Below are 24697 nucleotides of genomic sequence, written 5' to 3'. Positions count from 1 at the left end.
CGGCCACAGCTCTCTAACGTTCATAGTAACTCCGCCAAACAACTGTGTATTTACACATAAACAGATTAAGGATGGGAGTGTTTAATGTGGGGGAAGGCATACATGAGAAGGTAACGAGTTAAAGTGATTATCTATGATTAGAGATCAGAGGAGGCACCATTGTGCCTCCTCTATCTCTAAGTTAGAGATCAACCTTCATGCCGGTTGATGATACGTTCAGCATCTCTGTCATAGCCGTCAGCAACTTCTCGTAACGTAACTGCAAGCCGCACAAAACCAGCGTTTTCTACTTCCTCAGCCTTTCTTCGGTATTGCTCAGCCAATTCTCTTTCCTGCTTTCCACTTGGGTCAACCCAATGGATGCCACGCGAGTTATATATCGCACTACTAAAACCATCTCGCATGGACTCAGCGTCACGACCATTCAGTACATCAGCAACAATACGACGTATCCATAACCCATTTGTATCAGGTGGGGTATGAATCAGCACTTCACCAATTGTGGTAAGTGCAACCTCTAAATGTCCTGATTCCGTACATATCTCTTTTACCTTCTGGATCCATTCAATGAACCTCTCTTCACTAAACGTTCCATCTTCTTGTGTTCCTGGTGGGGACTTCCACTGACGAAGCAGCTTCCAAGCATTTGTGGCAATCATTTTTGACGTTTCTGTGGGTTCCTCTACTGGTAGATCTTTTTTCTTAGAGCGATAGATCAGTCTGATGAGTTCTGAGAAGAACTCGGGCTCAGTAGCTAGTTTTTTTTCAAGGCATTTGGGGGCTAACCCACTATGTCTATCCAGCAAGGGAAGATATGCCCACTCTACTCTAAAGAGATTATCCTGCTCAACCGACGGCTCGGTTTGAAGATACTTAATCAGCTCGATAATACTGTGACGGTTCATTACAGAGCTATCCTCTTTGGAAGACAGCGCACCCAGTAGAGCACGAACACATTGATCAGTATTAAGCACCTTTTTGGTATGGCGCATAGCACTCAAACAACTGATTGCTGCATGGGGTCTCCCATGCTCAATGAACTTATCAATGGCTATGCTTGGATCGCCATCGATTTGATATGCATTTGCATGAACACGACTCCAATATTCATTCTCTTTATTCAGAAGCCAATTGGAAGCCCTTTCCCAAGCCTCTTTTGCAAATGGTAGGTACGCAAGAAACTGACCGATTTGCACGGATGTCCAGCTAGATCTATCTATGCTATCGACCCATTCCCAACCATTTACTCTGGCTTTGCGATAAATAAAACTGCTCACCAACATGCGGTGTTTATTATCATCTGAATCAAGAAGGCTAGGTAACAGTGCTCGTTCAATATCATTGTTGATAATATGACAAATTGAGTACCCTACATAATGTGGAGATAATACGGATTCAGCAAACCGAATAACACCATTCACACCATATTTATTAAATATTTCTGATATAGCTGTTTCTCGTCGTAAGTCAAGCTTTTTGGATTGTTCTTCCCAATCCTCATTTTCGTTGAAATATTCAGTTTCATTGTCACTAAAGATTTTCTGATATAGATTAAAAGGATCTATGGGTGCAAGCCCCTTAGCCACTTCCTCAATACGAACAATTAACTCTTCTGGTAAAGCCCAATTTGTATCTGAGAATTTTCGGTGCTTACTGGTAAATTTATTAAGCCTATTCCAAATAGGAAGTCTTTCTTCTTCGGAAAGGGTAGATATAGGCTCAGAACTCAATACTTTAAGAAGCTGTTCAAAGGCCTGCTCCGTCAAATTATCAAAACGGTCAATCAACTTTGCAAGGCGATCTATATTTTTACCAGCAGCAGCAACTGCAAGCTCTGCATAATAAGAAGACTGTTGCCAGTACTCCTCTGGTTCAACACCTTTCTCCCAGTTTTCCGGAATTATCACACGCCAAATTGGCTTATGTGTTCCAAAAGAAGTCCTATGCTCGTCAGGTAAAAGTTGGATTATCAGCTCCCAAGCGATATCAGGGACTTCTTTCAGGAGCGTATCGACTGCCACCTTGCGCTTCTCGATGGATGCCAGTGTTTGTGGCATCCATGGAAGCAAGATAGTTGCAAGTGAATTGGAAGGCCGGTTAGCCCATCGACCACCAGGGTCATGGCTAGCGATTTCGCCAAGCACAACACAGACACGTACTAGGTATTGTTCATCCCAAGCAAGCCCTTCTAGAGACCACAGCAAGCCAGTTAAATAATTACCTCCAGTTATACCATCACCTTCTTGGGAAAATAGCTCATCAAAGGGGCATGGTTCCAGTCGCAGGGCAGCCTCTACGGCAGCAAGGTATTCACCAGGAGCAGCTTCAGCCAAGGTGGGTAATAAACCATCCAAGCTTCCCCAACGAATCCAATCAGCACCGGCCAGAAGTTCACGTATAACTAACAAGCTGGTAGATTCAGCTTTCCATTGCGAGCAGTGATTACATGAGCCAGGTTGGGCCCCAAGAATAGCTAAACCTTCGGCTACACCTTTTCGTAGCACTCTCGAATACTGAAGTTCTTTGCCATATATGCTAGCCGCATACCTGTCCTCAACTGGTAATTCAAAAGCAGGATCAGACTCTTTCAGAATAGAAAGAGCTAACGTTTTAAATGCGTCTAAATTTTGGTCAACAATGCGTGACCCGAGCTCCTTCCAGAGTTCGGTCCGATTAACAACATTCCAAATCCCATTTTTTAGAGAAAGCGGGCTCTCGGGGTAATGTAATAAATCCTGTGCCTTTCGGAGCCATTCCTCATGGCCGATGCCAAATAACTGAGTGATAGTTTCAATATCATGCTCATTCTTGTCATTCCAAGCACCAAGTAGCACAGCAAGTGCCAGATAAGTAGCATCAGGGTGCTGTAACCAATTGTTTTTTTGTTTTACAGGAGGTGCTTTTAATATCGTTGGCATCTCCATTTTAGCTTTTTTCTTAAAAGCATTTCGAAGGTCTTCTGGTAACTTGCCATGAATTATAGTACCGGCATCCTTACCCCATACCTGTACAGTTTCAACAACTCTGGACCAGACACCCAATGTATGTTGATGCTCAAACTGTGATATATGTGAATGCAACAGAGACAATACTACTCCTGACTCGTTTCCAAGATCGTAGCCAAGAAGTTTAAAACAATTTAGGAAATTATATAATTCCTCATTTGAAACATCGACCCCATCATTAGCTACTTTTAGATGATGCTGAAATACCTCAAGCTTTGCTTTGCTTTGGGACGGACTGAATTTTGCTTCTTGCACGTACCTAAAAAATTCATCTGAGTTTTTAGTATGTCTTGCAGTGTTCAAGAGCCAAGATACCGTATGCTGATCCGTTGTACTGAGTGGGCCAGTAATCAACGCAATAATATCTCTTTCTTTATTAAATAAATCGGAATTATTAAAATCATTCCAAGCTGCTTGCATCACTTCAGCAAACACCGAATTGTTCAACGTAATGCCTATTGAATGCTTAACTTGTCCTAGAAGCTTACGTCGTTCCTTACTATTTACGTCTTCTATAAATACTATAAGGTCATCAGTATCAAAACCATCAACCTTGCCTTGAAGTTTGATCTCAGTAATAGGCCAGCACGGTAAGTAAGGAACATGCCCACCACTAAGCATTAGCGTAACAAACGATGCTTGCACATGTGCTTCAAAATGCCCCCCACCACCTCCAGTTGAAAATGGATTACTGAGTTGTTTCCTTTTTGCCATCTGTAGCCCTCCGATCGCATCAAGTTGTATTTGAAATTACTGATACCTGCCGATTTACAAGTTGGGCTATGACATCAAGCTCGTTTATGAATAATCGACAACATCTCCACTGCAACCTCATGCTTTGAAAACAGCTCACGATAAAGCCATGGATCATCTGGCAATTCACCTGTTTCAAGCAGGGCTTGGAATTCCAGTTCAGAGATGATGCTTATACCAGAGACCAATGCATCAGCAATCTTGGTCATACCGAGTTGTGCAGAAGCGTCAGAACAACAACAGAGAAATGACAAGTTTTTGGTAATACCGGTTCGAGTGACAAAACCAGATTTCTCCGCAGTTTCAACTAGAAACATTTTTTGATTGGGTACATCACCAAAACCGGTGAAGCAGATCTCAAGGGCAGGCAATGGCTGCGGTTCTGGGCGAGCATCGGTGCCATCAACCCTGATCAGCCCTGTTTCCAACAGCTTTATAAACTGTTCTTCATCAAAAAGATGAATCCCCTTGGATTGCGCATCGGCCACTTTTTTAGGACCAGCGTTTTCACCACAGCAGAGGATGTCCAGTGTTTTAGTTACGCTGTTTCGAACCACAAACATATCTTTCGTGGCACCTTCAGCCAATGCGATCAGCTCGCGCTTTTTAGCCGAATCAAATCCAGTAAAGCAAATTTCAAAGATACCTGGAGTCATCAGTAATATCCTCAAAAAAAAACGGGCGCATTAGCGCCCTGTTTGTCTTTTTCTATAAGATCTGTGTTCTACCATCACGCCGATGATCTGGATGTGCTGCCGGTCGGAGTGCATAGTGGGATAATCGTCATTGAGGGGGACCAGTTCAAACACCTCTTGACCGTTCTCATCAATGCCGCGGGGCCGATACTTCTTGAATGTGGCCTCGTCGCTGCCGTTTTTGGCCACGACGTAATCCCCTGGCTGGGGTGACTCGTCAGGGTCAACGATGATGAGATCCCCTTCCTTGAACTGCGGCAACATGGAATCACCGCGCAACCACAGGCCAAAGCCGTAAGGGCCTATCTCTCCCCCTGCCGATACGTATTCGACATTGCCATCGAAGGCTGTGGCCTGCTCGCACATCTCGCGCCAGTTGCCCGCTTGGACATAGCTGAGGATCGGAACCCTGTTACCTTGCGGGATCACTGCAGGTTCCACGTTCGAAAGCTCAGGGGAGCCCTTCCCCGTAGCAAGCCAATGTGCGGACACTCCAAACACCTTGGATAACTGGGCCAAGTTGTCGCCACTGGGAGAGTGCTCATCATTCTCCCACTGAGAAATGGATGACTTTTTTACACCAATGAGTTCACCCAGCTTTTGCTGGGTAAGTCCATGTTTTTTCCTGAGTTCTCTAATGCGTTCACTTTTCATAGTTCAGTAATCTAAACAATTTCAAGTCCAGAGTGCTTGACCAAAAAGTCCAGATCACTTAACTTTCCACGAAGTTAAGTTATTTGAACTTAGTTCAACAGACAGAACATTGAGGTGAGCATGAAAACTGAATTAGCCGTCGACTACTTCGGCACCAAAGCAGCCATTGCTGATGCCCTAGGCATCAAAAGAAGCGCGGTATCCCAATGGGGAGAAACCATCCCCAAAGGCCGCGCCTACCAAATCGAGGTACTGACAGACGGCAAGTTGAAGGCCGACTCGCGCAGAACCCCGCAACAACCAACTCCTTGTGTTTGAACCCCCTAAGAAGGATTCATCATGACTACTCGAATCAAACCTATCCGTATCCCCAGTGATGTGAGCCAGCTACCGCTTGATTACCCGTTTGGTGATCGGGTCAGCGAAAGCCTAGAGGAGTACGCCAAGCGCCAAGGCTTGACGATTGGAGCCGTTAAAAAGCGCGCCGACCGCGGCCAGTTGCCCATTTTGCAAGACGGTCCCGGAGCACCTCGCGAGGTCAATCTATATGCCCTGTTCCTGAAAGCCCGTTATCAGGCTGAGCGCTACGTCACCATGACGCTCGCGTGAACCTGCAAACACCATAACGGGTCAAGGAGAACCTCGCATGTTTACCGAATACGTCAGCAAACATCCGCACTGGATCAGTGCCTGCCAACGCTTTTCGGCCAATCACAACATGGCCGAGATCGCCCAACGAGCGGGCATGAATCCGCAGATCCTGCGCAACAAGTTAAACCCCGACCAACCTCACGAGCTGACGGTGGCTGAGTTGATTGCCATTACCCAGGCAAGTGAGGGGGATGAAACCCTGTTCGATGGCGCCCTGTTTGGTTGTGGCTTGACGGCCGTTGCCATCCCACAGGCAGAGCGAGCCCCTTCCCTGCCCCACCAAGCCATCGACCTGAACGCCAAGATCGCCAGCATTGGCCAGCGAGCGCTGGAGCTGACCGACCGCGGCCGGATCACCCGCTCGGAGCGCAACACCCTGGTGAGCGTGGCCACCTCGGCCATGGGGTCACTCGCCATCTTGATCCACGACATTGAGGCCCGCTTTCAAGCGGTGCCGACCCTGGCCTGTGCGTCAGACATTCTGATGCAAACCATGACCATGTAAGGGGGAACCCATGCAAACCCAACGCATTGACCATCAACAACGCAATCTGGCTGGCCTGACGCCAGAAGAACAGGTGGCCATGAACACCGCCGGCTGCATGTTGCTGCGCGAGATGTTCGGCAAGAAGCGCTCGAGCCTCGACACCGACTGGCTGGCACTGGGCCAAGCCAAGAAAGCCGCCATCTGTGCCATCGCCCGCCAGCCTCGGGGCGAACTGATGAGCGCCACGCTGTCGACACTGCCCCATGCGCAGCGTGAAGCAATCCGCCTTGCCGTGATTGCACTGGAGTACCAAAGCGAATTTCGCGGCGGCTGTGACACCAAGGTGTGGCACCCGGCTCCGGTCACCAGATCTATCAGGGATATCGAGAGGGAGAAGAAGGAGAGAGCAGCAAAGCTGCGCATGAAGCGCGCGGTGCTGGCAGCAAGCCAGATGACCGGGCAAGGCCCACGTCCTATTGGGCAATAAAAAAGCCCGCATTACGGAGCTGCAACTCCAAGCGGGCCTCTATCAACAACGTATGAGGAAGTCGACATGGCAACTTTAGCGATCCCCTGCGCACTGCGCAACCTTCGCATCCAACAACGCAAGCTGACGGGCCGCTATGGCGCCCGTCTTAGCCAACACCCGGACGGGGTTGCGCTTATCGAGCGGTCAACCGCACTGGCTTGGGCTTCTCTGTTCAGCCGCATCAACCCCTGCACCACTCAACAAGGAGCCTGACCATGAACGCACAACCAACCCAAATCAACCTGCTCAACCACCATGCCGCCAAGCGCCTGCGCCAGTTGCGGGAACAATTGAAGCTGAGCCGCCCCAAGTTTGCCGCCCTGCTCGGCATTCCGCCCACCACGCTCAAGAACTACGAGCTGGGATACCGTGAGATCGGGGGTGGTCTGTTCTTGCTGATCGCCAACCACCCGGAGCTGAAACGCCATGTCGATTGGCTGCTGACCGGTATCGCCACGCCGGAGGTGCAGGCATGACCAAGATCTTCCATCCCATATCCGAACAGGAGGCGCTGGCCGAGTTGCCGCGCCTGCGCCAGCGGCTCACCGCCAAAGCCCGTCACTCCTCATGCCTCAGAGGAACGGAGGGTAAAACCTTGTTAGCCCAGGCCAAGCGTGCCCTGCGCTGGCACCAGCTGTTTGTCAGCATCAACCGGAGGGCCTGCCAATGAGCGACATCATCAAGATTGCCCGCCAGGCGCCCAAGGTGGTCGAGGGACTGCTGGCAGATATGTTCGCCGCCAATGCCGAAGATAACCGCATCGCCCTGGGCGGGGTGTACTCCGGCCAGCAATACATCCAGCTGCAGCTGGTTGTGACCAGCAACCCGGCTGATCTGCTCGATGATGACGGCGACGAGGACGATGAAGAGGCGGCATCACTCCCCGCCCACAACCCACTGACCACCCACTGGCTGGCAGCCCGCGCCGAGTTTATCGCCGCTGGCGGTGAGGCCAGAGGCGATCGGGATATCTCCCGGGAGCTGCTGGCGCTCGGTGCGGTGCGCTCTGTCTATTGGCTGGCACTGGGCCAGGGCGAAACCGCGCTGGCCAAAGAGATCGGCGAGTGGTGGCAGGAGTGCGCGCCACTGCATGGGCAAGGTGAGGTGATCAAGTGACTCATCACCTGCAGCAGGAACTGACCAGCCAGATGCATCGCTGGCAAGAGACCTATCGGGAGGACGCAGCGCGGCTGCGTCTTTATCAACGGGAGCTGGCCCATGCGCGCCGGCTACCTGCCCGCCCCCACGTCAGCATCAAGTTGTTGCTGCGCCAGTGTGCGGCCGCCCGTCGAATGAAAACCCATGCCCAACAACGCATCAGTGGATGCCTGTTTCGCATCAAGACGTTATCCGCTTAACGCATGACAAAGTTCACCACCCGGCTGCCGCTGTCGAGAAAAGCACAGCTGCAGCGCATCAACACCCTTTGCAACTCTCTGCCCGGCGTCAACTTTGACGCCGTTTTCGGCGGCCCACGTGGCCAATACGATCTGCTGTGGGCCATCCAGCTGCTTGATGGCCTCTCCCCCGAGTTAACCCGCGACCTGTTCAAGCAGTACGCGCGACGCCGCAAGGATTGCAGTTTCACCCATTGCCGGGCGGCCAATATCTGGCTGCGTGAGCGAACCCGATGGGTGCGCAAGCTGATCCAGTCCATCCCGGTCGATCCGAAAGAGATGCGCGATGAAGATGGCCGCAAAAAGGTGGCCCACCAGTTCGCCAATCAGACCGCAGCCATTTACAGGAATATCGAACAGGGCATCAAAGAGGGCGCCGAGCCGGATCTGCTGCAGACCTGGGAGCTGATGCGCCAACCGGCCGACCAATGGGGCTTTATCGGCAAGATGCCCAAGTTCAAATCCGACGAGGTGCGGGATAACTGGATCCTGAGCGTGCTGGTACGCCTGCTCTCTGCCAAGTGGTGGGAGAAGCGCGTCAACCGCTGCTGGGATCGGCTGCAGGAGCAGATCAATATTCTGCTCGGCAAGGTGCGCAAGGGCGTGTCGGCTTATGTATCGAACGCCACCATGAAGGTGGTGCGCGAACGCAAGCGGGCCATGATGCGCTGGCTGGCCGAGTCGGAAGTGGTCAACGAGCAGTATGACCTGGTCGTGTCGATGAAGGATTGCTGGGAGGCCAGCAACGCCAACCCGGTGAACCGCCGCAACGAAATGATGGTGCGGGCTCGGGGGTTCAATGACTATGCCGAGGAGCAGGGTCATGTAGGGGTCTTCTTCACCTGGACAGCCCCGAGTCGCTTTCATGCCTGGACACAAAAGCACAACGGCAAAGCGGTAGAGAACAAGCGATATCAAGGGGCCACGCCCCGGGAGACCTGCGCCTATCTGGCCAAACTCTGGAGCCGCGCCAGGGCCGCCCTCAAACGGTGGAACGCCCCCGTCTATGGATTTCGCGTTTGCGAGGCTCACCACGACGGCACCCCGCACTGGCACCTGCTGCTATTTATGCGCCCAGAAGATCGCAACCGGGTAATAGGCATCCTGCAACGCTATGCCCTGACCGATGACCACGAAGAGCTGGTACGGGATATCAAGGGCGCCCCACCCTTTACCGACTTTACTCCCCGCTTTGACTGGAAAGAGATAGACCCGGCCAAGGGAGATGCCGCGGGTTATATCGCCAAATACATTGCCAAGAACATCGATGGCGCCTACCTGGACGACGACGAAGAGGCCGGTACCGCCGCCGATGAAGGTGCCCTGCACGCTGTAGCCTGGGCCAGTTGGTGGGGCATTCGCACCTTCCAGCAGATCGGGGGCGCCCCGGTCGGGGTATGGCGCGAGCTGCGCCGCATCAGCAACGCCAAGAAGCATGCCGAACTGGTGGGCCCACCCAAGCCAGTTCTGCAAGACCCACGCTTTGAGGCAGCCCGCTTTGCCGCGGATAACGGCATCTTTCGCTGCTACCTGCACGCCATGGGCGGTGCACTGGCGACCCGTGCCGAACATCCCATCAAACTGGCCCACCTTATCGAGGAGCAGGCCAACAGCTATGGCGAAGACATCAAGCGCCTGATGGGCATTACCTCCGCTCGCCTTGGCATCAAGACCCGCCTGCAGGGGTGGGAAATTGTGCCTGCCGGCACCCATGAAGCCAGAAAAGCCGCCGAGGGTGCAGCGAGGGGGGTTGGGGTTAAGACGGGCGACAGCCCGGCACCTTGGAGCTCTGACAATAACTGTACGCTACCGGATCCTGATGCTTTCACAGACCAGGTCATGAGGGAACAATGGGGATTATCGCCCTTCTCCATTGACCGATTACGGGCTGGCGCCAGTGTTAGGGCTGACGGTTACACCCTCTGGTTAGAGAACGGACAGGTGCAGTCGTGCAAATCGCTGCCAAACGAGATGGATTGGCAGCCAGAAAGCCAGCCGCCAACCGAACAGGCTGAAGCGGATGAAGACGCGATCCCGGCTGATGACCGAGATTGGCCGATGCTGGTTGAGCTGTGCGGTGAGGTCTACCAGGCACAAGGCCACACCGGGGCGCACCGCTGGATCGAGATGCTGCCAGAGCCCTATCAGTCGGAGATGTGGCGGGTGCTGGAGGGGCTGGATGCGCTAGAGTGGATGCAGGAACCCGAGAAGTGGGTATGAACATGAACCATCAGCTCATGTTCATACTCGTGGTTGAACTTACTAAGATAAGATTCGGGAATATTAACCAATTATTGCTATGACATTACACTTATACATCGGCGTTTATTACCGCCAGTCATTATCAAGTGGTTTTATTTATTCCCTTGCTGCTCAAAGAATAATAATAGTGATAAAAATCTTTTATGTGCGGCTCACTAAATGGATCCTTGAAATTAATAAATCCATTTTTTTCTTCCACCATATTTTTATAAATACTGATTTTATTAGCCTCATAAAATGAATTTAATTCATTATCAGACGGCTCGAATTTAATTTTCTTCGGCTCATTATTTTCATCATCAGATAAACCAAAGGCTTCATAATTTATTGTTGGCATGGAAATATCGAACTTTACAATAAGCTTGTATTTATCCAACCACCGATAGAACAAACCATCCAAAATAACAGATTGAATATCATTTCCAAAAACACGCTCAACTAAGTTCAATCCTAGATCTTTTAGTTTATTCTGTATTTTACAGTCCCTAGGGGCTATTTGAAGCAAAGCTAATATTGAGTCAAGAATATCCTTACTCAGCATATAGTCACCACTAAACTGATCATGACTAATTTTTGTTGGTGAAAGCCTTATTATTTCATTTAACTTTGCATATACATCAATAAATTCTATATTTATATTTTCACTAGCAACATCCATTTCAATGTAGTTATTAATCTTTCCATAATGCACATTGAGCTCACTAATCAGAATTTTTATTCTTTCTTCAGGAAATGCAGATAAAATATAGTTGTTAATTATGTTAACTTGAATTAGCTTCACATCTAAACTATTCACAGGCAACTCCTATACTTAGGGAAAATGGAGTGTTTTTAATAATTTAAAAATAGGGAATTGCTAAACGGTAACCCCTAATAACTTTCATCGTCTTACATACTACTTTTTTCTTTTCGCACAAAGCTGCACACAGGGTACCAAATGCAGCCAACCATTGTCAGTCTTTTTATTCAAATACATAATGATTTTCCCACATTTCAATGATAGCGACTTTCATTACCAACAAAGCTTTGTATCAGAGTGGGTATCTGAGCATTAAAAAACATGAATATGAATAGTCACCACACAATAGGCAGCTCGCCGAGCGCGGTGGTATAGCGGGGGCTTAACTGCTCCCGCTTCATCATCCACTCCCGGGTGTCGCGGCCGCGGGCCGCGAAGTAGACCTTCCCCAGCCGCCCCTGATTGATCTTGTCGATGACCTGCATCAGCGCCTCGCTGCGCTGGGTTTGCTGTTCACCGGCGAACAGGTCGCCCTGCTGCATGTTGGCGGGGGTGAAGTCGGCCAGCATGACCCCCCCTTTCTGGTATCGCTGCTCATCGCGCCAGATCCGGGGGAGGAGTTCCGGGATCAGGGCCAGCAGGGCCCGGGTGTCATGGGTGGGCATGGCCAGCTTGGTGCTCACCTGGTTGCCGTAGGGCTCCCGGTCGCTGAACGGGCTGGTGCGAATGAACAGGGTCACGTGCCGGCAGCACATCCCCTCCCCCCGCAGCTTCTCGGCGGCCCGCTCCATGTAGCCGGCCAGCGCCTGGTGCATAGGGCCTATCTGGGTGATGCGCTCGCCAAACGAGCGCGAGCAGATGATCTGCTGCTTGGCCTGGGCCTCTTGTTCCAGCTCGGCGCAGGGGATCCCCCGCAGCTCCTGCACCGTGCGCTCGACCACCACGCCATAGCGGCGCCGCAGCGCCTTGGGGTCGGCGGCAACCAGGTCGGTCACCATCTTGATGCCCTGCGCCTCCAGCTTGGCCGACAGCCGCCGGCCAATACCCCATATCTCGTCCACCGGGGTGATCGCCATCAGCCGGGCGCGCCGCCCTTCATCCCGCAGATCCACCACACCGCCAGTGGCCGGCCACTTCTTGGCGGCGTAGTTCGCCAATTTCGCGAGCGTCTTGGTGGGGCCGATGCCGACCCCCACGGTCAGCCCGGTCCACTGCTGCACCCGCTCGCGGACTTGGCGGCCATAGGCCACCAGGTCGCCCGCCCAGCGCTCGCTCAGCTCTATAAAGGCCTCGTCGATGCTGTAGACCTCCACCGCCGGGGCCATCCCCTCCAGAATGGTCATCACCCGGTTCGACATGTCGCCATAGAGGGCGTAGTTGCTGGAGAACCAGACCCCACCCATAGCTTCGAAAAACTGGCGGATCTGAAAGTAGGGTACCCCCATCTTGATGCCGAGCGCCTTGGCCTCGGCTGAACGGGCCACCACGCAGCCATCGTTATTGGAGAGCACAACGATGGGCCGCCCTTTGAGGTCAGGGCGGAATAGCCGCTCACAGCTGGCGTAGAAGTTGTTCACGTCAACCAGGGCGACGGCGCAGCGCTTGTTCATGGGGTATCCATCTTGTGCACGACAAAGGCCACCACCCCGAAAATCTCAAGCTCCTGCCCATCGTTGAAATGGATGGGGCGATAGGCCGGGTTGCCAGGGAGCAGAGCCACGGTCGGCGCAAGCTGCAGCTTCTTCACCGTGAACTCGCCATCCACCGCCGCAACCACCACGCAGCCGTGACACGCCTTGCGGCTACGGTCCACGACCAACAGGTCACCATCGCGGATCCCGTGGTCAACCATGCTGTCACCCGCCGCCCGCACGAAATAAGTGGCCGCCGGGTGGGCCACGCACAACTGATTAAGGTCGATGGTCTGCTCGGTGTAGTCCTGCGCCGGCGACGGAAAGCCGCAGGCCACCGGTGAGAGAAACAGAGGTAGTTCCAACAAGGGAGCATCAGGAGCGGGTTGAGCAAACATGCTGACAATCTCAAAAAATACTGTATATATAACCAGTATAGCAAGGCATCAAAAACGGATCACCGTGCGGCATTTGGCTCCGCCATAATGGGCCCCCTGTGTATGTTTCCTGCCGGAACTCACTGCATTCGCTGGCGTGGCTCTGGCGCGCCGCCGATTACATGATGGGGGGCCGCCCACCACATCTATCCCCTGCTCGAGGTAGCCGAGCACCGCGAAGCCGGCACCTACTACTCCATCATCCACGAATACCCGATGACCCTGGCCGCCGCCCAGCGCATCGAGTATTACTTAGATAATGCCGACTCGAAATACTACATTAAGCATATAGATCATGAATACATATTCTACACAATGGAAGAGTTTATAAAAAGGCAATATGACCATAAACAAAAAGGGCAAGCCTACTCTAGAATAAAGACATTTAAAATAGATGAATCAAAAATACCACTTATATCAAGCAATTGTCAGATGTTTGTTTACATGGTCTTGAAGTCATATTTCTCAAACGGCGAACTAATTGATGAATATTTCAGTGAGATCATAAAAACGAACAACTAATCAATGAAAGCATAATAATCCACTAAGTTTGCAAGGTCTAAACCAAGATGTGAAATAGACTGAGTGATTTTAAAGGATCACAAAAAGGCTCCGGCTCCCCCCGCGCGGCCAGCGCTGGCGCGGGGAACCGTTCCCCTCCCCCAGCCGTTCACCAGCATGATTTTCCACACATAAGCGCGCAGGCGAGGCGGGGTCTTGACTGCGCGCGCAGGGTCCTGAGGTGCCGCCGCCCCGGGTCGTCAGGGCGCTGAACGCCAGGCAAAACAAAGCCCCCTCGTTGAGGGGGCTTTCGTGACACCTTGAACATACACAAACTCCAGATGTTCGATGTAACTGTAGCCTCGGCTATGCCGCCTGCCCTGTCAGATCTGACAGTTGATAGATATTCAATGACGGATGTCATACGTCTGTGGCACTGAATTCCAGCTTGTTACGATCCACTCAGTCCTTGCAACATCAACTGTCTCCCCTCTGGCGTCAGTGAGCCCATTAAGCTCAGCACAAGCTGGTTCGTGGTCTTGGCCGAGGGACTAAGGGTGTGGGCGAACGACAAGGTGGCCACCCAGCTGTGGCCACATTCTGCATCGGTACACTGACAATAGAGATCGGAGACATCATCGCTCAGTCGGTTGGTCTTGGTAATGCGGCCCCGCTGGCCACACACTTTACAATAAACCCGCATTACGCCCCCTTTTCTATCCAAATCAACAGCCTATCTTGCCACAGCAAACACTGTTTGTTTATACAGTCGAACCGATATTCTCCCGAAAATCGACCCAGAGGGAGCGAGGGAGTCCCGCGCTGTTGATGGCATCCTGGATAAGCTCGCACAGCGGCAGCACCTCGTTACGGGCATAGGTCGCATCGTACTTCTCAGGATCCCCGAGCCCTCCCCCGCCATTGGTCTGAATAATGCCGGCCAGCGCCGCCGGAAAGCGGTGGCTGGTCAGCACATCCTGAGTGGTGATCCCCTTGATAGCGACGAACTCGTCCTTGGTAGCGATATCCCTCACCGGAATAAGCTTGATGCCATCCGGGATATTCACGAAGCGAATGCTTGTAGTGTCTTTCTCACTCAACTTATTTTACAGTTTTTAAAAATCAGCAACAGGCCGTAGTAGGTTGGCAAAGAAATATCTCTAGACACAGTTCCAGACAGTGTAATAGTATGATTTAAAAACGCTCAATTAACATCTTGATTGGGAATTTACTCTATATTAAGAATATTTACCCAACCTTCATATTAATCACTATTAGTGAGGGGTTATGCGCATAAATATCGGCCAGAAAGGTATCGGTGGAAATAATGAGTCATGGTATTACCTTGAATTCAACGAACACGAAGGGCGGTTCTATCACGTTCACGAATGGCACAATATGAATCATTCGCTATCTGTGGACGAAGGTGAAGAAAGAACCCCACTGGAACAAGCTAAAGAGAAACGCTTCTATGCCGAGGCAATAGGAGTCATCAAACAGCGCATGTTTCCGAGTCGCGCTAACTAAACATTCAAGCCGATTCCTTATCGGAGAGACAACATTTTAACGTTAGAACTTAACGCTTCAATACACTCATATTTGCAATAAATTTTTTATGCTAAGTGAATATGATATCAGGGGGCTATTATTTCGCCCCCTTTTCTATCCAAATCAAAAGCCTACCTTGCCACAGCAAATACTGTTTGTTTATACAGTTGAACCGATATTCTCCCGAAAATCGACCCAGAGGGAGCGAGGGAGTCCCGCGCTGTTGATGGCATCCTGGATCAGCTCGCACAGCGGCAGCACCTCGTTGCGGGCATAGGTGGCATCGTACTTCTCGGGATCCCCAAGCCCTCCCCCGCCATTGGTCGGAATGATACCGGCCAGCGCCGCCGGAAAACGGTGGCTGGTCAATACGTCCTGGGCGGTGATCCCCTTGATAGCAGCAAACTCGTCCTTGGTGGCAATATCCCCCACCGGGATCAGCTTGATGCCATCGGGCTTACCGTCCGGGATGTTCACGAACATCGAGCGGAAGTTTCCCACCCCCTTGCTGCTCGCGATCATCTCCTTCATCTCCTCCTCTGTGTCGTCGTCCATGTTCGGGTCGGTGGCGTAGAAGATGAACCCCATATGGGCGCCGTTGAGGAAGTATTTGCGCCGAAACAGGGTGGCATCCTGGTTGAGCAGCGCCGACTGCAGGCCGCCCAGGTAATCGGGCATGCCGTAGATCTGCTGCTCGGGGTCGTACTGGGCCAGCCAGATGATGTCCTCCGGCCGGTAAATCAGGTTAGGCTTGCCCTGCTGCAGGTAGACAAAGCAGCCATCCTCGCGCCGGCGCAGGTAGACACTCGAGAGCGGCAGCAACCCCACCACCTGGTTAAAGCCGTTGCGCAGCTTGAGCAGTCCCGCATCCCCGAACTGCAGGTAGTTGTGGGCAAAGGCGGTGACCGTGGTGCGCTGGTTGGTAAAGCGCCCTGCCACCATATTGCGGCGCGCCATCAGGATGGCCCCGTGGTGGGCATTGGCCCGCACCACTTTGGCCAGCCCTTTGCGCTCGATGGGCGGCTGGTAATACTCGCCATAGGGGTTGTAGAACACCCCGGTGTAATCGGTCATCCAGGCCGTGGGGTCGATGGTCTCCGGCATGCTGAACGCCACCGCGCTCTTTGCTGGGGTGGCCACCCGGGCCGGTTGGGGTTTGTGTCGCTTGGTCATGCTGCCTTTCTCTCCTGGCTGGTTGCCCAGGTGGATTTACGTTTGCGGGTGGTATCGAGGGGCTCGTTGGCCACGGCGTGGGCGATGGCAAAAAAGACGTCGGCGTGGCCGGTCACATTGTCCCGGGCGGCCCGAAACGTCATCTGGCCGCCGCCGGTGGTGCTGCGCTTGATGGCGAGGAACGCCAGCGCTATATCCCGATCTGCGCTGTCCCACTCGATGCGGTTCGCCTCCACCACGTCGATCATCTTGAGCACCAGCCGTGATTTGCTCTCGATGCTGTAGTTGATGGGGTGGCATATGCCTTTGAAAGTGGGCTTCAAGAGGTCATACACCCCGGCGCCAATGCCGGAGACATCGACCCCGAGATAGGTGACCCGAAACTTCTTGGCGATGCGTTCAATCTCCTGCGCCTGGTATTGAAAGTTAAGCCCGCGCCAGTAGTGCTTCTCGAGTACCCGAAAGCGCTCACCAGCGACCATGGGCGGCGCAACCACCACCAAGGTGGCGTTGTCGCGGGTGCGGCTCGGGTCGTAGCCCAGCCACACCTCGCGCCGGCCAAACGGATCAGGCCGCCCGGGCTTGTAATCCTCCCACCGACTCGGGTCTACCCCTGCCCGCTCCATATCCTGGAATTTGAACACCGACAGCGCATCGTCGATAAAGCGGCACATGTAGAGGCGGTCGAACACCTCCTCCGGGTACTCGTCTTTAAGCTCCTCAATGTCGATGAGGTTACAGCCAAGCCGAATGGCATCTTCGATGGTGATGACGTAACGCCACTGCCGATCCGGGCAAACGCGGCCGCCATCGCGCAGGTCATCTTCGCCCGGGAAATCTATAGCCACCCGGCTCGGGCGTTGCCCCTTCCAGCGATCCCCGGTCCAGAACCGGTATGCCTCGTGCACCTTGCTCGACGGGGTCGAGAAGTAGGTCTTGCGCCAGCGCGATTGGGTCGCCATGGCGCTGGCCACGTCGGAGAGCTTCTCGAAGTTGGGGATCCAGAAATACTCATCGATGTAGACGTTGCCCGAGCGGGACTGGGCGCTGTTGGAGTTGGTCGAGCAAAAATGCAGCTCCGCGCCGTTCGACAGGACAATGGGGTTGCCGGTCAGGGTGACGCCGAGGAAAGTCTGGGCAATCTTGCAGATATAGGAGCGAAACACCTCCGCCTGGGCCCGGGTGGCGGACAGGAAGATCTGGTTGCCACCGGTCAGAATGGCATCCTCCAGCGCCTCACCGGCGAAGTAGTAGGTCATGCCGATCTGGCGAGACTTCAAGATGTTGCGGGTACGCGGCAGCGCCGGGTCGTTCTTGGCCTCCCGCACCCGCAACTGATAGCCAAACAGGGAGCCCAGCCACTCAGTAAAGTCATCGGCCGTCAGGTGGCCGATCTCGTTCTTGGCCTTCTTGCCGCCCTTGCGGCTGCCGCCTGCCTGGTTGCTGCGCTCACGCTTGCCACGGCTGGGCCCGGGCTCATGCCCTTGCTCACGCTGGACCTTGAGGGCCTGCTCGCGCTCGGCCCACTTGAGCGCCTTCTCTTTGAGGCTGACATGGTGGCCGATGAGTCGGTCCAGCTCCTCCTGCTCGCCCGGGGTTTTCTTCTCCCGATGCAGCAACACCTGCACCCGGCGATTAATGGCATCCTCGACCGCTTCCTCGGTCAGCAGGTCGCGCCAGCCGAGCTTTTCGGCCCAGTAGTAGATGATGCGACAGGAGTTGAGCCCCAGTTCGTCCTTGATCTCCTGGGGTGTCCATCGTTTAAGGTAGAGTCCCTTCGCCGCATTGCGGATCTCTTCGGGGTACGCCACGGCGCCTCCATCCGGTGAATGATGGCGCCATCATAGCCAGCCCCCTCCCCCCACTTATCCCACTGATGTTCTGAGCAATTCGGATTTCCTGCTGGATCCGAATCCCGCCGAACACCATAACGTGAAACCCCCTTGCCGACCCGATAGCCTGAGCCCGCATCACTTGGGAGCAGGCATGAACGAATCAACCTTGAGAACTGGCTGGGTCTGTATCGCCACCGAAGGCAAAGCGGTGGACGGGCGGGACATTACCCGCGACTGGCTCACCGACATGGCAGAGACCTACGACCCGACCTATTACACCGCCGTCATCTGGCCCGATCACGATCGCTGGTCCAGCTACGGCACCGTGCAGGCCCTCAAGACCGAAGAGGTGGATGGCAAGCTCAAGCTGTTCGCCATCCTCTGCCCGAACCGGGATCTCATCTACTACAACCAGAGCGGCCAGTATCAGTTCTGCTCCATCGAGCCCTTCGAGAACTTCGCCGATCTGGGCCGCACCTACCTGCTGGGCCTCGGCGTCACCGACGAACCGGCCAGCATCGGGACCACCCATCTCAAGTTCAGCAAGAGCAACAAGGGGCAGGCCGTTGGCACCAGCGAGCCGCTGGATCTCTCCACGTTCAAGCTGCCCAAGCACGAAAAGGCCGATGGCCTGATCGCCAAGTTTTTCAGCTTCCTGGCCAGCCACGGCGAGCAAGCCCCCCAACCGACCCCCAGCCAACCCGAGGATGAGGAAATGACCAAAGAACAGTTCGATCAGATGCTGGGGGCCCTCAATGGCCTTGGCACCAAGATCGATGGCTTCAGCGCCAAGCTGGACACCCACCCCGCACCCGAGCAACCCGCCCCCCCGGCCACCGAGCCCGACAAGGTGGAAGAGAAGCCCGGCATCACCACAGAACAGTTCAGCAAGCTGGAGCAGACCCTGGCCAGCCTGACCGACAAGTTCGGCGAGCTGAACGGCAAGATCGACCAGTTCTCCGCCGAGAAGCCGGGCCAGCGCCCGGGCGCCCTCGGCGGTGACGACACCCCCTGCGTATTTTAAGGAAAGCTCATGAGTCAGACCCTCACCGTCCAGGCCATGGAGCGCCTGGAGCAATACAGCAATGCCCTGGCCAAGGCCTATGGCATCCCCGTCAACGCCCTTGCCAAGCAGTTCAGTGTCACCGGCCCCGTGGAAACCGGCCTGCGCGCCGCCCTGCTCGCTTCCGTCGAGTTCCTCGGCCTCATCACCTGCCTGGATGTGGACCAGATCAAGGGTCAGGTGGTGCAGGTCGGCATCGGCAAGCTGTTCACCGGCCGCAAGAAGAACGGCCGCTTCAACGGCAAGATCGGCGTCGATGGCAACACCTACGATCTGACCGAGACCGATTCCTGCGCTTCGCTGGACTGGGCGACCCTGTGCGTCTGGGCCAACGCCGGCAGCGAGGGCGAGTTCCTGCGCCTGGTGGGGGATTTCATCAACAAGGCCTTTGCCCTGGACATGCTGCGGGTCGGCTGGAACGGCGTGGAAGCGGCCGCCGATACCAATCCCGCCGAGCACCCGCTGGGGGAAGACGTCAACAAGGGCTGGCACCAGATCGCCCGCGAGTGGAACGACGGTAGCCAGATCATCAAGGCAGAGGCCGGCAAGAAGATCTACTTCGACCCGGACGGCAAGGGGGATTACAAGACCCTGGACGAAATGGCCTCGGACCTCATCAACACCACCATCGATCCCCTGTTCCGCCAGGACCCGCGTCTGGTGGTGCTAGTCGGTACCGACCTCATCGCTGCCGCCCAGGCCAAGCTCTACAGCGAGGCCACCAAACCGAGCGAGCAGATCGCTGCCCAGAAGCTGGCAGAGTCCATCGCCGGGCGCCGTGCCTATATCCCGCCCTTCTTCCCGGGCAAGCGGATGGTAGTCACCACCCTGGACAACCTGCACATCTACACCCAGCGCGGCACCCGCAAGCGCAAGGCTGACGATAACCAGGACAAGAAGTGCTTCGATAACCAGTACTGGCGCATGGAAGGCTATGCCCTCGGCGAGCACCTGGCCTATGGCGGCTTTGAAGAGGCCGACATCGAGATCGGCGCCGCACCGGCGGCTCCCGAGGCCTAAGCCATGAGCTCACCCGGTCAACGTCACAAGCAGCGCGTGCACGCCGTGCAGGGGGCCCAGCAGGCCGCCAGCTCAGGCGTGGCCACCGGTGCAGTGGCCGACAGCCTGCACCTGCAGCTGATTGCCCTGGAGCAGGACATCGTCAGGCTGCGCAAGCTGGCCCGCATCGGCGACCGGGTGAACATGAAACGCGATGAGCTGATGCCCAAGTACCGCCCCTATGTGGAGCGCTATCTGGCCGCCGTCAGCGAGTCGGGCCAGCCCTATCAGAACGAGCTGTTCCAGCGCCTCATCATCTGGGCTTTCGATGTGGGCGACTTCGACGCCGGCATCGCCTGGGCGGATCTCGCCATCAAGCAGGGCCAACGCACCCCGGCCAACATCAAGCGCGACTGGGCCCACTTCGTGGCCGACACCGTGCTGGAGTGGGCCGAGAAGCAGGCCGCCGAGGGGCATGCCGTCGATCCCTGGTTCTCCCGGGTGTTCGACAAGGTGCGCAATGACTGGCGCCTCAACGAACGGCTAACCGCCAAGTGGTTCAAGGCTGCGGGTTGCCTGCTGCTGCGCGACCACGACGGCCAACCCCGCCCGAGCGCCGTGGGGGACAGCGCCACCCTGGAGCAGGCCGATCATTGGCTGGCCCAGGCCGAGCAGCTGCACGGCAAGGTGGGCGTCGGCACCTTGCGCCAGAAGATTGCCATGCGCCTGCGGGCGCTGAATCCGGAGTAACCGACTCTCCGCGCCGTCGCACCCCGGCGCGAATGCCATGGACCGCCTCTGGCGAACCCAGCGGCAATTGCGTGGCTACAGGGGTGCCCACATTCAACCAGCGAGGCAAGCCATGTTTGCAGGCAAGGACATCGACTACAGCGCCGCCACTATCCGCAATGATGGGTTCTGGCCGGATGTGGCCGTCGCCGACTTCGAGCGCCGCCGCGCCCTGCCTGCCGATCTGGACCAGCAGACCACAGGCGCCGCCTTGCTGGCTGCCGTCTCTGAAATAAACCTGCAGCTCGCCAGCCACCAGGCCGCCCTGCAGGCCAAGGGTTATGCCAGTGCCGCCGCCGTGCCGGGTCCGAGCCTTGACGATGGCGCTGACTCCGGCAGGAACGCCCTGACCGAGCAGTACCTGGGCGCCGTCTTTGCCCGGGCCAAGGCGGCCTTGCTGCCGGAGTTCGCCAGCGTCACCGAGCGGGCCACCGCCAACAACCAGGTGGAGCGCTCCCCGGACCAGCGCGCCCAGTTGCTGGCCGAGAGCCAGCAACTGGTGCGCAGCATCAAGGGCAAGCACCGGGCGGGAGTGTCGCTGATATGAGCGCCGCTATGAACGAGCAGCAGGCCCAGGGCTACTTCCTGCAGGCGCTCCACGCCGAGTTGTTGCGGGTGCTGCCGGCCAAGTGCCACAAGCGCCTGGATAGCTGGATGGAGAACGGCACCATCAAGCTCGAACCCAGGAACATGGGGCCCACCGGGGTGGACGTGGCCTGGCTCACCTATCAGGCGGTGTTCACCATCGAGCAACTGCCGTTTCGGGAGCTGGATCCGGCCATTCTGCTGGCGGCCGTCGCAGCCTGGGTGCAGGAGCACGACGAGGTGCGCGGGCAGCTCGACCTGCCCGATCCCGAGTACGCCGTGACCCCGAACGACGAGCAGACGGCCGATCTCGAGATCCAGCTCCCCTTCGCCGAGCCGCTGCGGCTTATCGAGCACCCGCAAGGGCCCATCAACTGGCTCGGCAAGCACTGGAACGTGGCCCCCTATGACATCTGGGTGGCTGAGCAGATTGACCTGAACGTGGGTGAAACCGGCGCTCACCAGGTGGGTGGCCTCTCATGATCACCATCACCCTGGACACCCGTCGTGGCAAAGACCAGCTCAATCTGCTGGCCCTGCCGCCCAAGCAGCGCAAGCGCCTGGTATGGCGCGCCGCCAACGAGATGAAGAAGCTGGCCGCCCGTCACGTGCGCCAGCAGCAAGACCCCAACGGCAATGCCTGGGCCCCTCGCAAGCGGGGCAAACGCAAGATGTTGCGCGGCCTGCCCAAGCTGCTGGTGATCCACGAGCCGCGCCAGGACGTGGCCGAGGTTGGGTTCAAGAAAGGCACCATGAGCGCCCACGCCGGGGTCATCGCCAACACCCATCAGAAGGGACACACCTACAAGGTGACGGCCGCCAGCCGGCGACGCATCGCCCCCAGTGAAGGCGGCAAGCAGAAGCAGGCCACCAAGGCCCAGGCACGCAAGCTGCGGGAGCTCGGGTTCAAGCGCCCCGGTCAGCGCAAGCGCTCATACCGCTCGGCTTCACTGGGCTGGATCACCGGTCACCTCAACTACGCCCAGGCGGGGTTGCTTATCAAGAAGCTCAAGGACGAACCGGCGGCCGAGAGCTGGGAAATCCATCTGCCGGCGCGCCCGTTCCTGGGCGCCAATGTCAGGCAGCGGCAACAGGCCTTCGCCCGCGCCCTGCAGAGCATCGACTACGGCTGGGACGTCAACAAGCAAGACATGAAGGGGAAATAACGGCATGTGGCCTTACGTACAGATCAACAACTTGAACCAGATGCAGGGGCCCGTGACGGAAGTCGAGCGCCACCTGCTGTTCATCGGCAGCGCTGCCAGCAACACCGGCAAGCTGCTCTCCCTCAACGCCCAATCCGACTTCGATCAGTTGCTCGGTGCCACGGACAGCGAGCTCAAGGCCAACCTGCTGGCCGCCCGCGATAACGCCGGCCAGAACTGGTCGGCGGCGGCCTATGTGCTGCCCACCGACAAACCCTGGCTGGACGCGGCCCGCGACGCCCAGCAGACCCAGTCGTTTGAAGGGGTCGTGGTGCTCGGGCAGGAGTGGGACCAGGCGGCCATCAACGCCGCCCACGCCCTCAACCAGGAGCTGATCGCCAAATGGGGGCGCTGGCAGTTCATGCTGCTGGCCGTGCCGGCCATCGCTGACGAACAGGACTGGTCCACCTACGAGGCCGAGCTGGCCACCCTGCAGGACGGCATCGCGGCGAGCTCGGTCTCCCTGATCCCGCAGCTTTGGCCGACCCTGGCCGGCGCCTACGCGGGCCGTCTGTGCAACCGGGCGGTGAGCATCGCCGACAGCCCCTGCCGGGTGAAGACCGGCGCCCTGGTGGGCCTTGGCAACAAGCCGGTGGACAAGGACGGGATCCCGCTGCCGCTGGCCACCCTGCAGACCCTGGAGGCCAACCGCTATTCGGTGCCGATGTGGTACCCGGACTATGACGGGATCTACTGGGCCGATGGCCGCACCCTGGACGCCGAAGGCGGTGACTACCAGGTGATCGAAAACCTGCGCATTGCCTACAAGGTGGCGCGCCGGATGCGCCTGCGCGCCATCGCCCGCATCGGGGATCGCTCGTTCAACTCCACCCCGGGCAGTACCGCCGCCGCCATCACCTACTTCGGCAAGGATCTGCGCGAGATGGCCAAGGCCACCACCATCAACGGCCAGCCGTTCCCGGGCGACATCGCCTCCCCCCAGGATGGCGACATCCGCATCCAGTGGGTCGCCAAGAACCTGGTCTCGGTGTTTGTGGTGGTGCGCACCGTGGACTGCCCCAAGGGGATCACCGTCAACATCATGCTCGATTTGAGCCTCAACAATGGGGAGGGCTAACCCATGACCCGTCGAATTTCCGGTGCCAGCTTTGACGCCACCCTCCTGGGGGCCATGGTCCACGTCGAAAAGGCCAGCCTCTCCATCACCGACAACAGCGCCGTGGCGCAAACCCGGGGGATCCCGGACGGCTTCGTCGATGGCGATGTCGCCGCCGAGCTGGAGTTCGAGCTCGATACCAAGAACTTCTCGCAGTTGGCCGACGCCGCCAAACGGGCGGGGAGCTGGCGTGGGATGGAACCGGACGATGTGCTGTTCTACGCCGACACCGGAACCGAGACCATGAAGGTAGAGGCCTTCGGGGTGAAGCTGCTGGTCTCCGACCTGCTCGACATCGATCCCAAGGGGGGCAGCAAGAGCGTGCACAAGGTGAAAGGCTTTGTGACCTCCCCCGACTTCGTTCACCTCAACGGCGTGCCTTACCTCTCCAAGGAAGACACCCGCCACCTGCTGGGTTAAGGGGGACGCTTGGACGACATCGACCGCGCCAACCACCACGCCGCCCGCATGCTGGCGATCCAACTCGCCAACCAGGTGGGCAAGGGGCACTACCAGGGGGAGAGCCTGCGCCAGTGCGAAGAGTGCGACGACGACATCCCCGAGGGACGCCGTCGCCACGTACCCGGGGTGCGCCTGTGCGCCCCCTGCCAGACCCGCCTTGAACGGTTGGCCCGCTAATCA

29 protein-coding genes and 1 pseudogene are annotated in these 24697 nt (G+C 56.1%); 20 read left to right on the top strand and 10 right to left on the bottom strand.

The features are described 5' to 3' along the window. Positions 1–188: 188 nt before the first annotated feature. From R2B70_RS09160 to R2B70_RS09150, 3 genes are all read right to left on the bottom strand, one after another. Positions 189–3719 carry a hypothetical protein gene (locus tag R2B70_RS09160; protein ID WP_318163213.1) on the bottom strand — a complete coding sequence of 1177 codons (3531 nt, stop codon included), beginning with the start codon at positions 3717–3719 and terminating at the stop codon, positions 189–191. A 74-nt stretch (positions 3720–3793) separates the two neighbouring features. Next, complete coding sequence (locus tag R2B70_RS09155; RefSeq protein WP_318163212.1) at positions 3794–4414, bottom strand: BRCT domain-containing protein; 621 nt, start codon at positions 4412–4414, stop codon at positions 3794–3796. 30 nt (positions 4415–4444) lie between these two features. Beyond that, positions 4445–5107, bottom strand: coding sequence for a LexA family protein (locus R2B70_RS09150; RefSeq protein WP_318163211.1), 663 nt, complete (start codon positions 5105–5107; stop codon positions 4445–4447). Positions 5108–5227: 120 nt separating this feature from the next. Between R2B70_RS09150 and R2B70_RS09145 the strand changes: the two genes are divergently transcribed. From R2B70_RS09145 to R2B70_RS09105, 9 genes are all read left to right on the top strand, one after another. Beyond that, positions 5228–5425 (top strand): Cro/CI family transcriptional regulator, encoded by a 198-nt coding sequence (locus R2B70_RS09145; RefSeq protein ID WP_318163210.1) that lies wholly within the window; start codon positions 5228–5230, stop codon positions 5423–5425. Positions 5426–5446: 21 nt separating this feature from the next. Next, positions 5447–5716, top strand: coding sequence for a DNA-binding protein (locus R2B70_RS09140; protein ID WP_213387180.1), 270 nt, complete (start codon positions 5447–5449; stop codon positions 5714–5716). A gap of 37 nt (positions 5717–5753) precedes the next feature. Continuing rightward, complete coding sequence (locus tag R2B70_RS09135; RefSeq protein WP_318163209.1) at positions 5754–6263, top strand: phage regulatory CII family protein; 510 nt, start codon at positions 5754–5756, stop codon at positions 6261–6263. A gap of 10 nt (positions 6264–6273) precedes the next feature. Next, positions 6274–6732, top strand: coding sequence for a hypothetical protein (locus R2B70_RS09130; RefSeq protein ID WP_318163208.1), 459 nt, complete (start codon positions 6274–6276; stop codon positions 6730–6732). 257 nt (positions 6733–6989) lie between these two features. Beyond that, the gene (locus R2B70_RS09125) at positions 6990–7250 is read left to right on the top strand and encodes a helix-turn-helix domain-containing protein (protein WP_139401298.1); all 261 of its coding nucleotides are present in this window, start codon (positions 6990–6992) and stop codon (positions 7248–7250) included. Then, a complete protein-coding gene (locus R2B70_RS09120; RefSeq protein ID WP_216947500.1) occupies positions 7247–7444 on the top strand; it encodes a hypothetical protein in 198 nt (65 codons plus the stop codon). The genes R2B70_RS09125 and R2B70_RS09120 overlap by 4 nt, the downstream gene beginning before the upstream one ends. Further along, entirely contained in the window at positions 7441–7890 is a 450-nt protein-coding gene (locus tag R2B70_RS09115; RefSeq protein ID WP_318163207.1) for a hypothetical protein, read from the top strand. The genes R2B70_RS09120 and R2B70_RS09115 overlap by 4 nt, the downstream gene beginning before the upstream one ends. Continuing rightward, positions 7887–8132, top strand: coding sequence for a hypothetical protein (locus tag R2B70_RS09110; protein ID WP_158109939.1), 246 nt, complete (start codon positions 7887–7889; stop codon positions 8130–8132). Before R2B70_RS09115 ends, R2B70_RS09110 begins: the two co-directional genes overlap by 4 nt. A gap of 3 nt (positions 8133–8135) precedes the next feature. Continuing rightward, positions 8136–10391 carry a replication endonuclease gene (locus tag R2B70_RS09105; RefSeq protein ID WP_318163206.1) on the top strand — a complete coding sequence of 752 codons (2256 nt, stop codon included), beginning with the start codon at positions 8136–8138 and terminating at the stop codon, positions 10389–10391. A gap of 124 nt (positions 10392–10515) precedes the next feature. Here the strand turns inward: R2B70_RS09105 and R2B70_RS09100 are convergent, their stop codons facing one another. From R2B70_RS09100 to umuD, 3 genes are all read right to left on the bottom strand, one after another. Continuing rightward, the gene (locus R2B70_RS09100; protein ID WP_318163205.1) at positions 10516–11229 is read right to left on the bottom strand and encodes a hypothetical protein; all 714 of its coding nucleotides are present in this window, start codon (positions 11227–11229) and stop codon (positions 10516–10518) included. A gap of 278 nt (positions 11230–11507) precedes the next feature. Then, a complete protein-coding gene (gene umuC, locus R2B70_RS09095) occupies positions 11508–12782 on the bottom strand; it encodes a translesion error-prone DNA polymerase V subunit UmuC (protein ID WP_318163204.1) in 1275 nt (424 codons plus the stop codon). Then, a complete protein-coding gene (gene umuD / locus R2B70_RS09090) occupies positions 12779–13201 on the bottom strand; it encodes a translesion error-prone DNA polymerase V autoproteolytic subunit (RefSeq protein WP_318163203.1) in 423 nt (140 codons plus the stop codon). Before umuD ends, umuC begins: the two co-directional genes overlap by 4 nt. 183 nt (positions 13202–13384) lie before the next feature. On the opposite strand from umuD, the gene R2B70_RS20190 reads away from it, so the two are divergent. Beyond that, entirely contained in the window at positions 13385–13762 is a 378-nt protein-coding gene (locus R2B70_RS20190; protein ID WP_412055168.1) for a hypothetical protein, read from the top strand. Positions 13763–14192: 430 nt separating this feature from the next. On the opposite strand, the gene R2B70_RS09085 is transcribed toward R2B70_RS20190, so the two are convergent. Both R2B70_RS09085 and R2B70_RS09080 read right to left on the bottom strand, forming a co-directional pair. Then, entirely contained in the window at positions 14193–14444 is a 252-nt protein-coding gene (locus tag R2B70_RS09085) for an ogr/Delta-like zinc finger family protein (protein WP_318163202.1), read from the bottom strand. Between the two features lie 58 nt (positions 14445–14502). After that, positions 14503–14811 (bottom strand): annotated as a pseudogene (locus R2B70_RS09080) (phage portal protein); the annotation flags it as partial. Between the two features lie 217 nt (positions 14812–15028). On the opposite strand from R2B70_RS09080, the gene R2B70_RS09075 reads away from it, so the two are divergent. After that, positions 15029–15268, top strand: a complete 240-nt coding sequence (locus R2B70_RS09075) for a hypothetical protein (protein ID WP_318163201.1) — start codon at positions 15029–15031, stop codon at positions 15266–15268. 180 nt (positions 15269–15448) lie between these two features. On the opposite strand, the gene R2B70_RS09070 is transcribed toward R2B70_RS09075, so the two are convergent. Next, entirely contained in the window at positions 15449–16462 is a 1014-nt protein-coding gene (locus tag R2B70_RS09070) for a phage portal protein (RefSeq protein ID WP_318163200.1), read from the bottom strand. Further along, positions 16459–18273 carry a terminase large subunit domain-containing protein gene (locus tag R2B70_RS09065; protein WP_318163199.1) on the bottom strand — a complete coding sequence of 605 codons (1815 nt, stop codon included), beginning with the start codon at positions 18271–18273 and terminating at the stop codon, positions 16459–16461. The genes R2B70_RS09070 and R2B70_RS09065 overlap by 4 nt, the downstream gene beginning before the upstream one ends. A 175-nt stretch (positions 18274–18448) precedes the next feature. On the opposite strand from R2B70_RS09065, the gene R2B70_RS09060 reads away from it, so the two are divergent. The 9 genes from R2B70_RS09060 to R2B70_RS09020 all read left to right on the top strand — a co-directional run bounded on the left by R2B70_RS09060 (position 18449) and on the right by R2B70_RS09020 (position 24694). After that, the gene (locus R2B70_RS09060; protein ID WP_318163198.1) at positions 18449–19321 is read left to right on the top strand and encodes a GPO family capsid scaffolding protein; all 873 of its coding nucleotides are present in this window, start codon (positions 18449–18451) and stop codon (positions 19319–19321) included. A 9-nt stretch (positions 19322–19330) separates the two neighbouring features. Beyond that, complete coding sequence (locus tag R2B70_RS09055) at positions 19331–20380, top strand: phage major capsid protein, P2 family (protein ID WP_318163197.1); 1050 nt, start codon at positions 19331–19333, stop codon at positions 20378–20380. 3 nt (positions 20381–20383) lie between these two features. After that, positions 20384–21109, top strand: coding sequence for a terminase endonuclease subunit (locus tag R2B70_RS09050; protein WP_318163196.1), 726 nt, complete (start codon positions 20384–20386; stop codon positions 21107–21109). Positions 21110–21221: 112 nt separating this feature from the next. Beyond that, positions 21222–21695 carry a head completion/stabilization protein gene (locus tag R2B70_RS09045; RefSeq protein ID WP_318163195.1) on the top strand — a complete coding sequence of 158 codons (474 nt, stop codon included), beginning with the start codon at positions 21222–21224 and terminating at the stop codon, positions 21693–21695. Further along, entirely contained in the window at positions 21692–22216 is a 525-nt protein-coding gene (locus R2B70_RS09040) for a phage tail protein (RefSeq protein WP_318163194.1), read from the top strand. The genes R2B70_RS09045 and R2B70_RS09040 overlap by 4 nt, the downstream gene beginning before the upstream one ends. Continuing rightward, positions 22213–22899, top strand: coding sequence for a phage virion morphogenesis protein (locus R2B70_RS09035; RefSeq protein WP_318163193.1), 687 nt, complete (start codon positions 22213–22215; stop codon positions 22897–22899). Before R2B70_RS09040 ends, R2B70_RS09035 begins: the two co-directional genes overlap by 4 nt. Before the next feature lie 4 nt (positions 22900–22903). Continuing rightward, entirely contained in the window at positions 22904–24016 is a 1113-nt protein-coding gene (locus tag R2B70_RS09030) for a DUF2586 domain-containing protein (RefSeq protein ID WP_318163192.1), read from the top strand. A 3-nt stretch (positions 24017–24019) separates the two neighbouring features. Further along, on the top strand, positions 24020–24475 hold the full coding sequence (locus R2B70_RS09025; RefSeq protein WP_318163191.1) for a phage protein: 456 nt from the start codon (positions 24020–24022) through the stop codon (positions 24473–24475). Between the two features lie 9 nt (positions 24476–24484). Then, entirely contained in the window at positions 24485–24694 is a 210-nt protein-coding gene (locus R2B70_RS09020) for a TraR/DksA family transcriptional regulator (protein WP_318163190.1), read from the top strand. The last annotated feature ends 3 nt before the right edge of the window (positions 24695–24697 follow it).

This window comes from Aeromonas sp. XH, assembly GCF_033348475.1.
Taxonomy (GTDB): Bacteria; Pseudomonadota; Gammaproteobacteria; order Enterobacterales; family Aeromonadaceae; genus Aeromonas; species Aeromonas sanarellii.
This window is presented reverse-complemented; position numbering and strand designations above follow the sequence as displayed.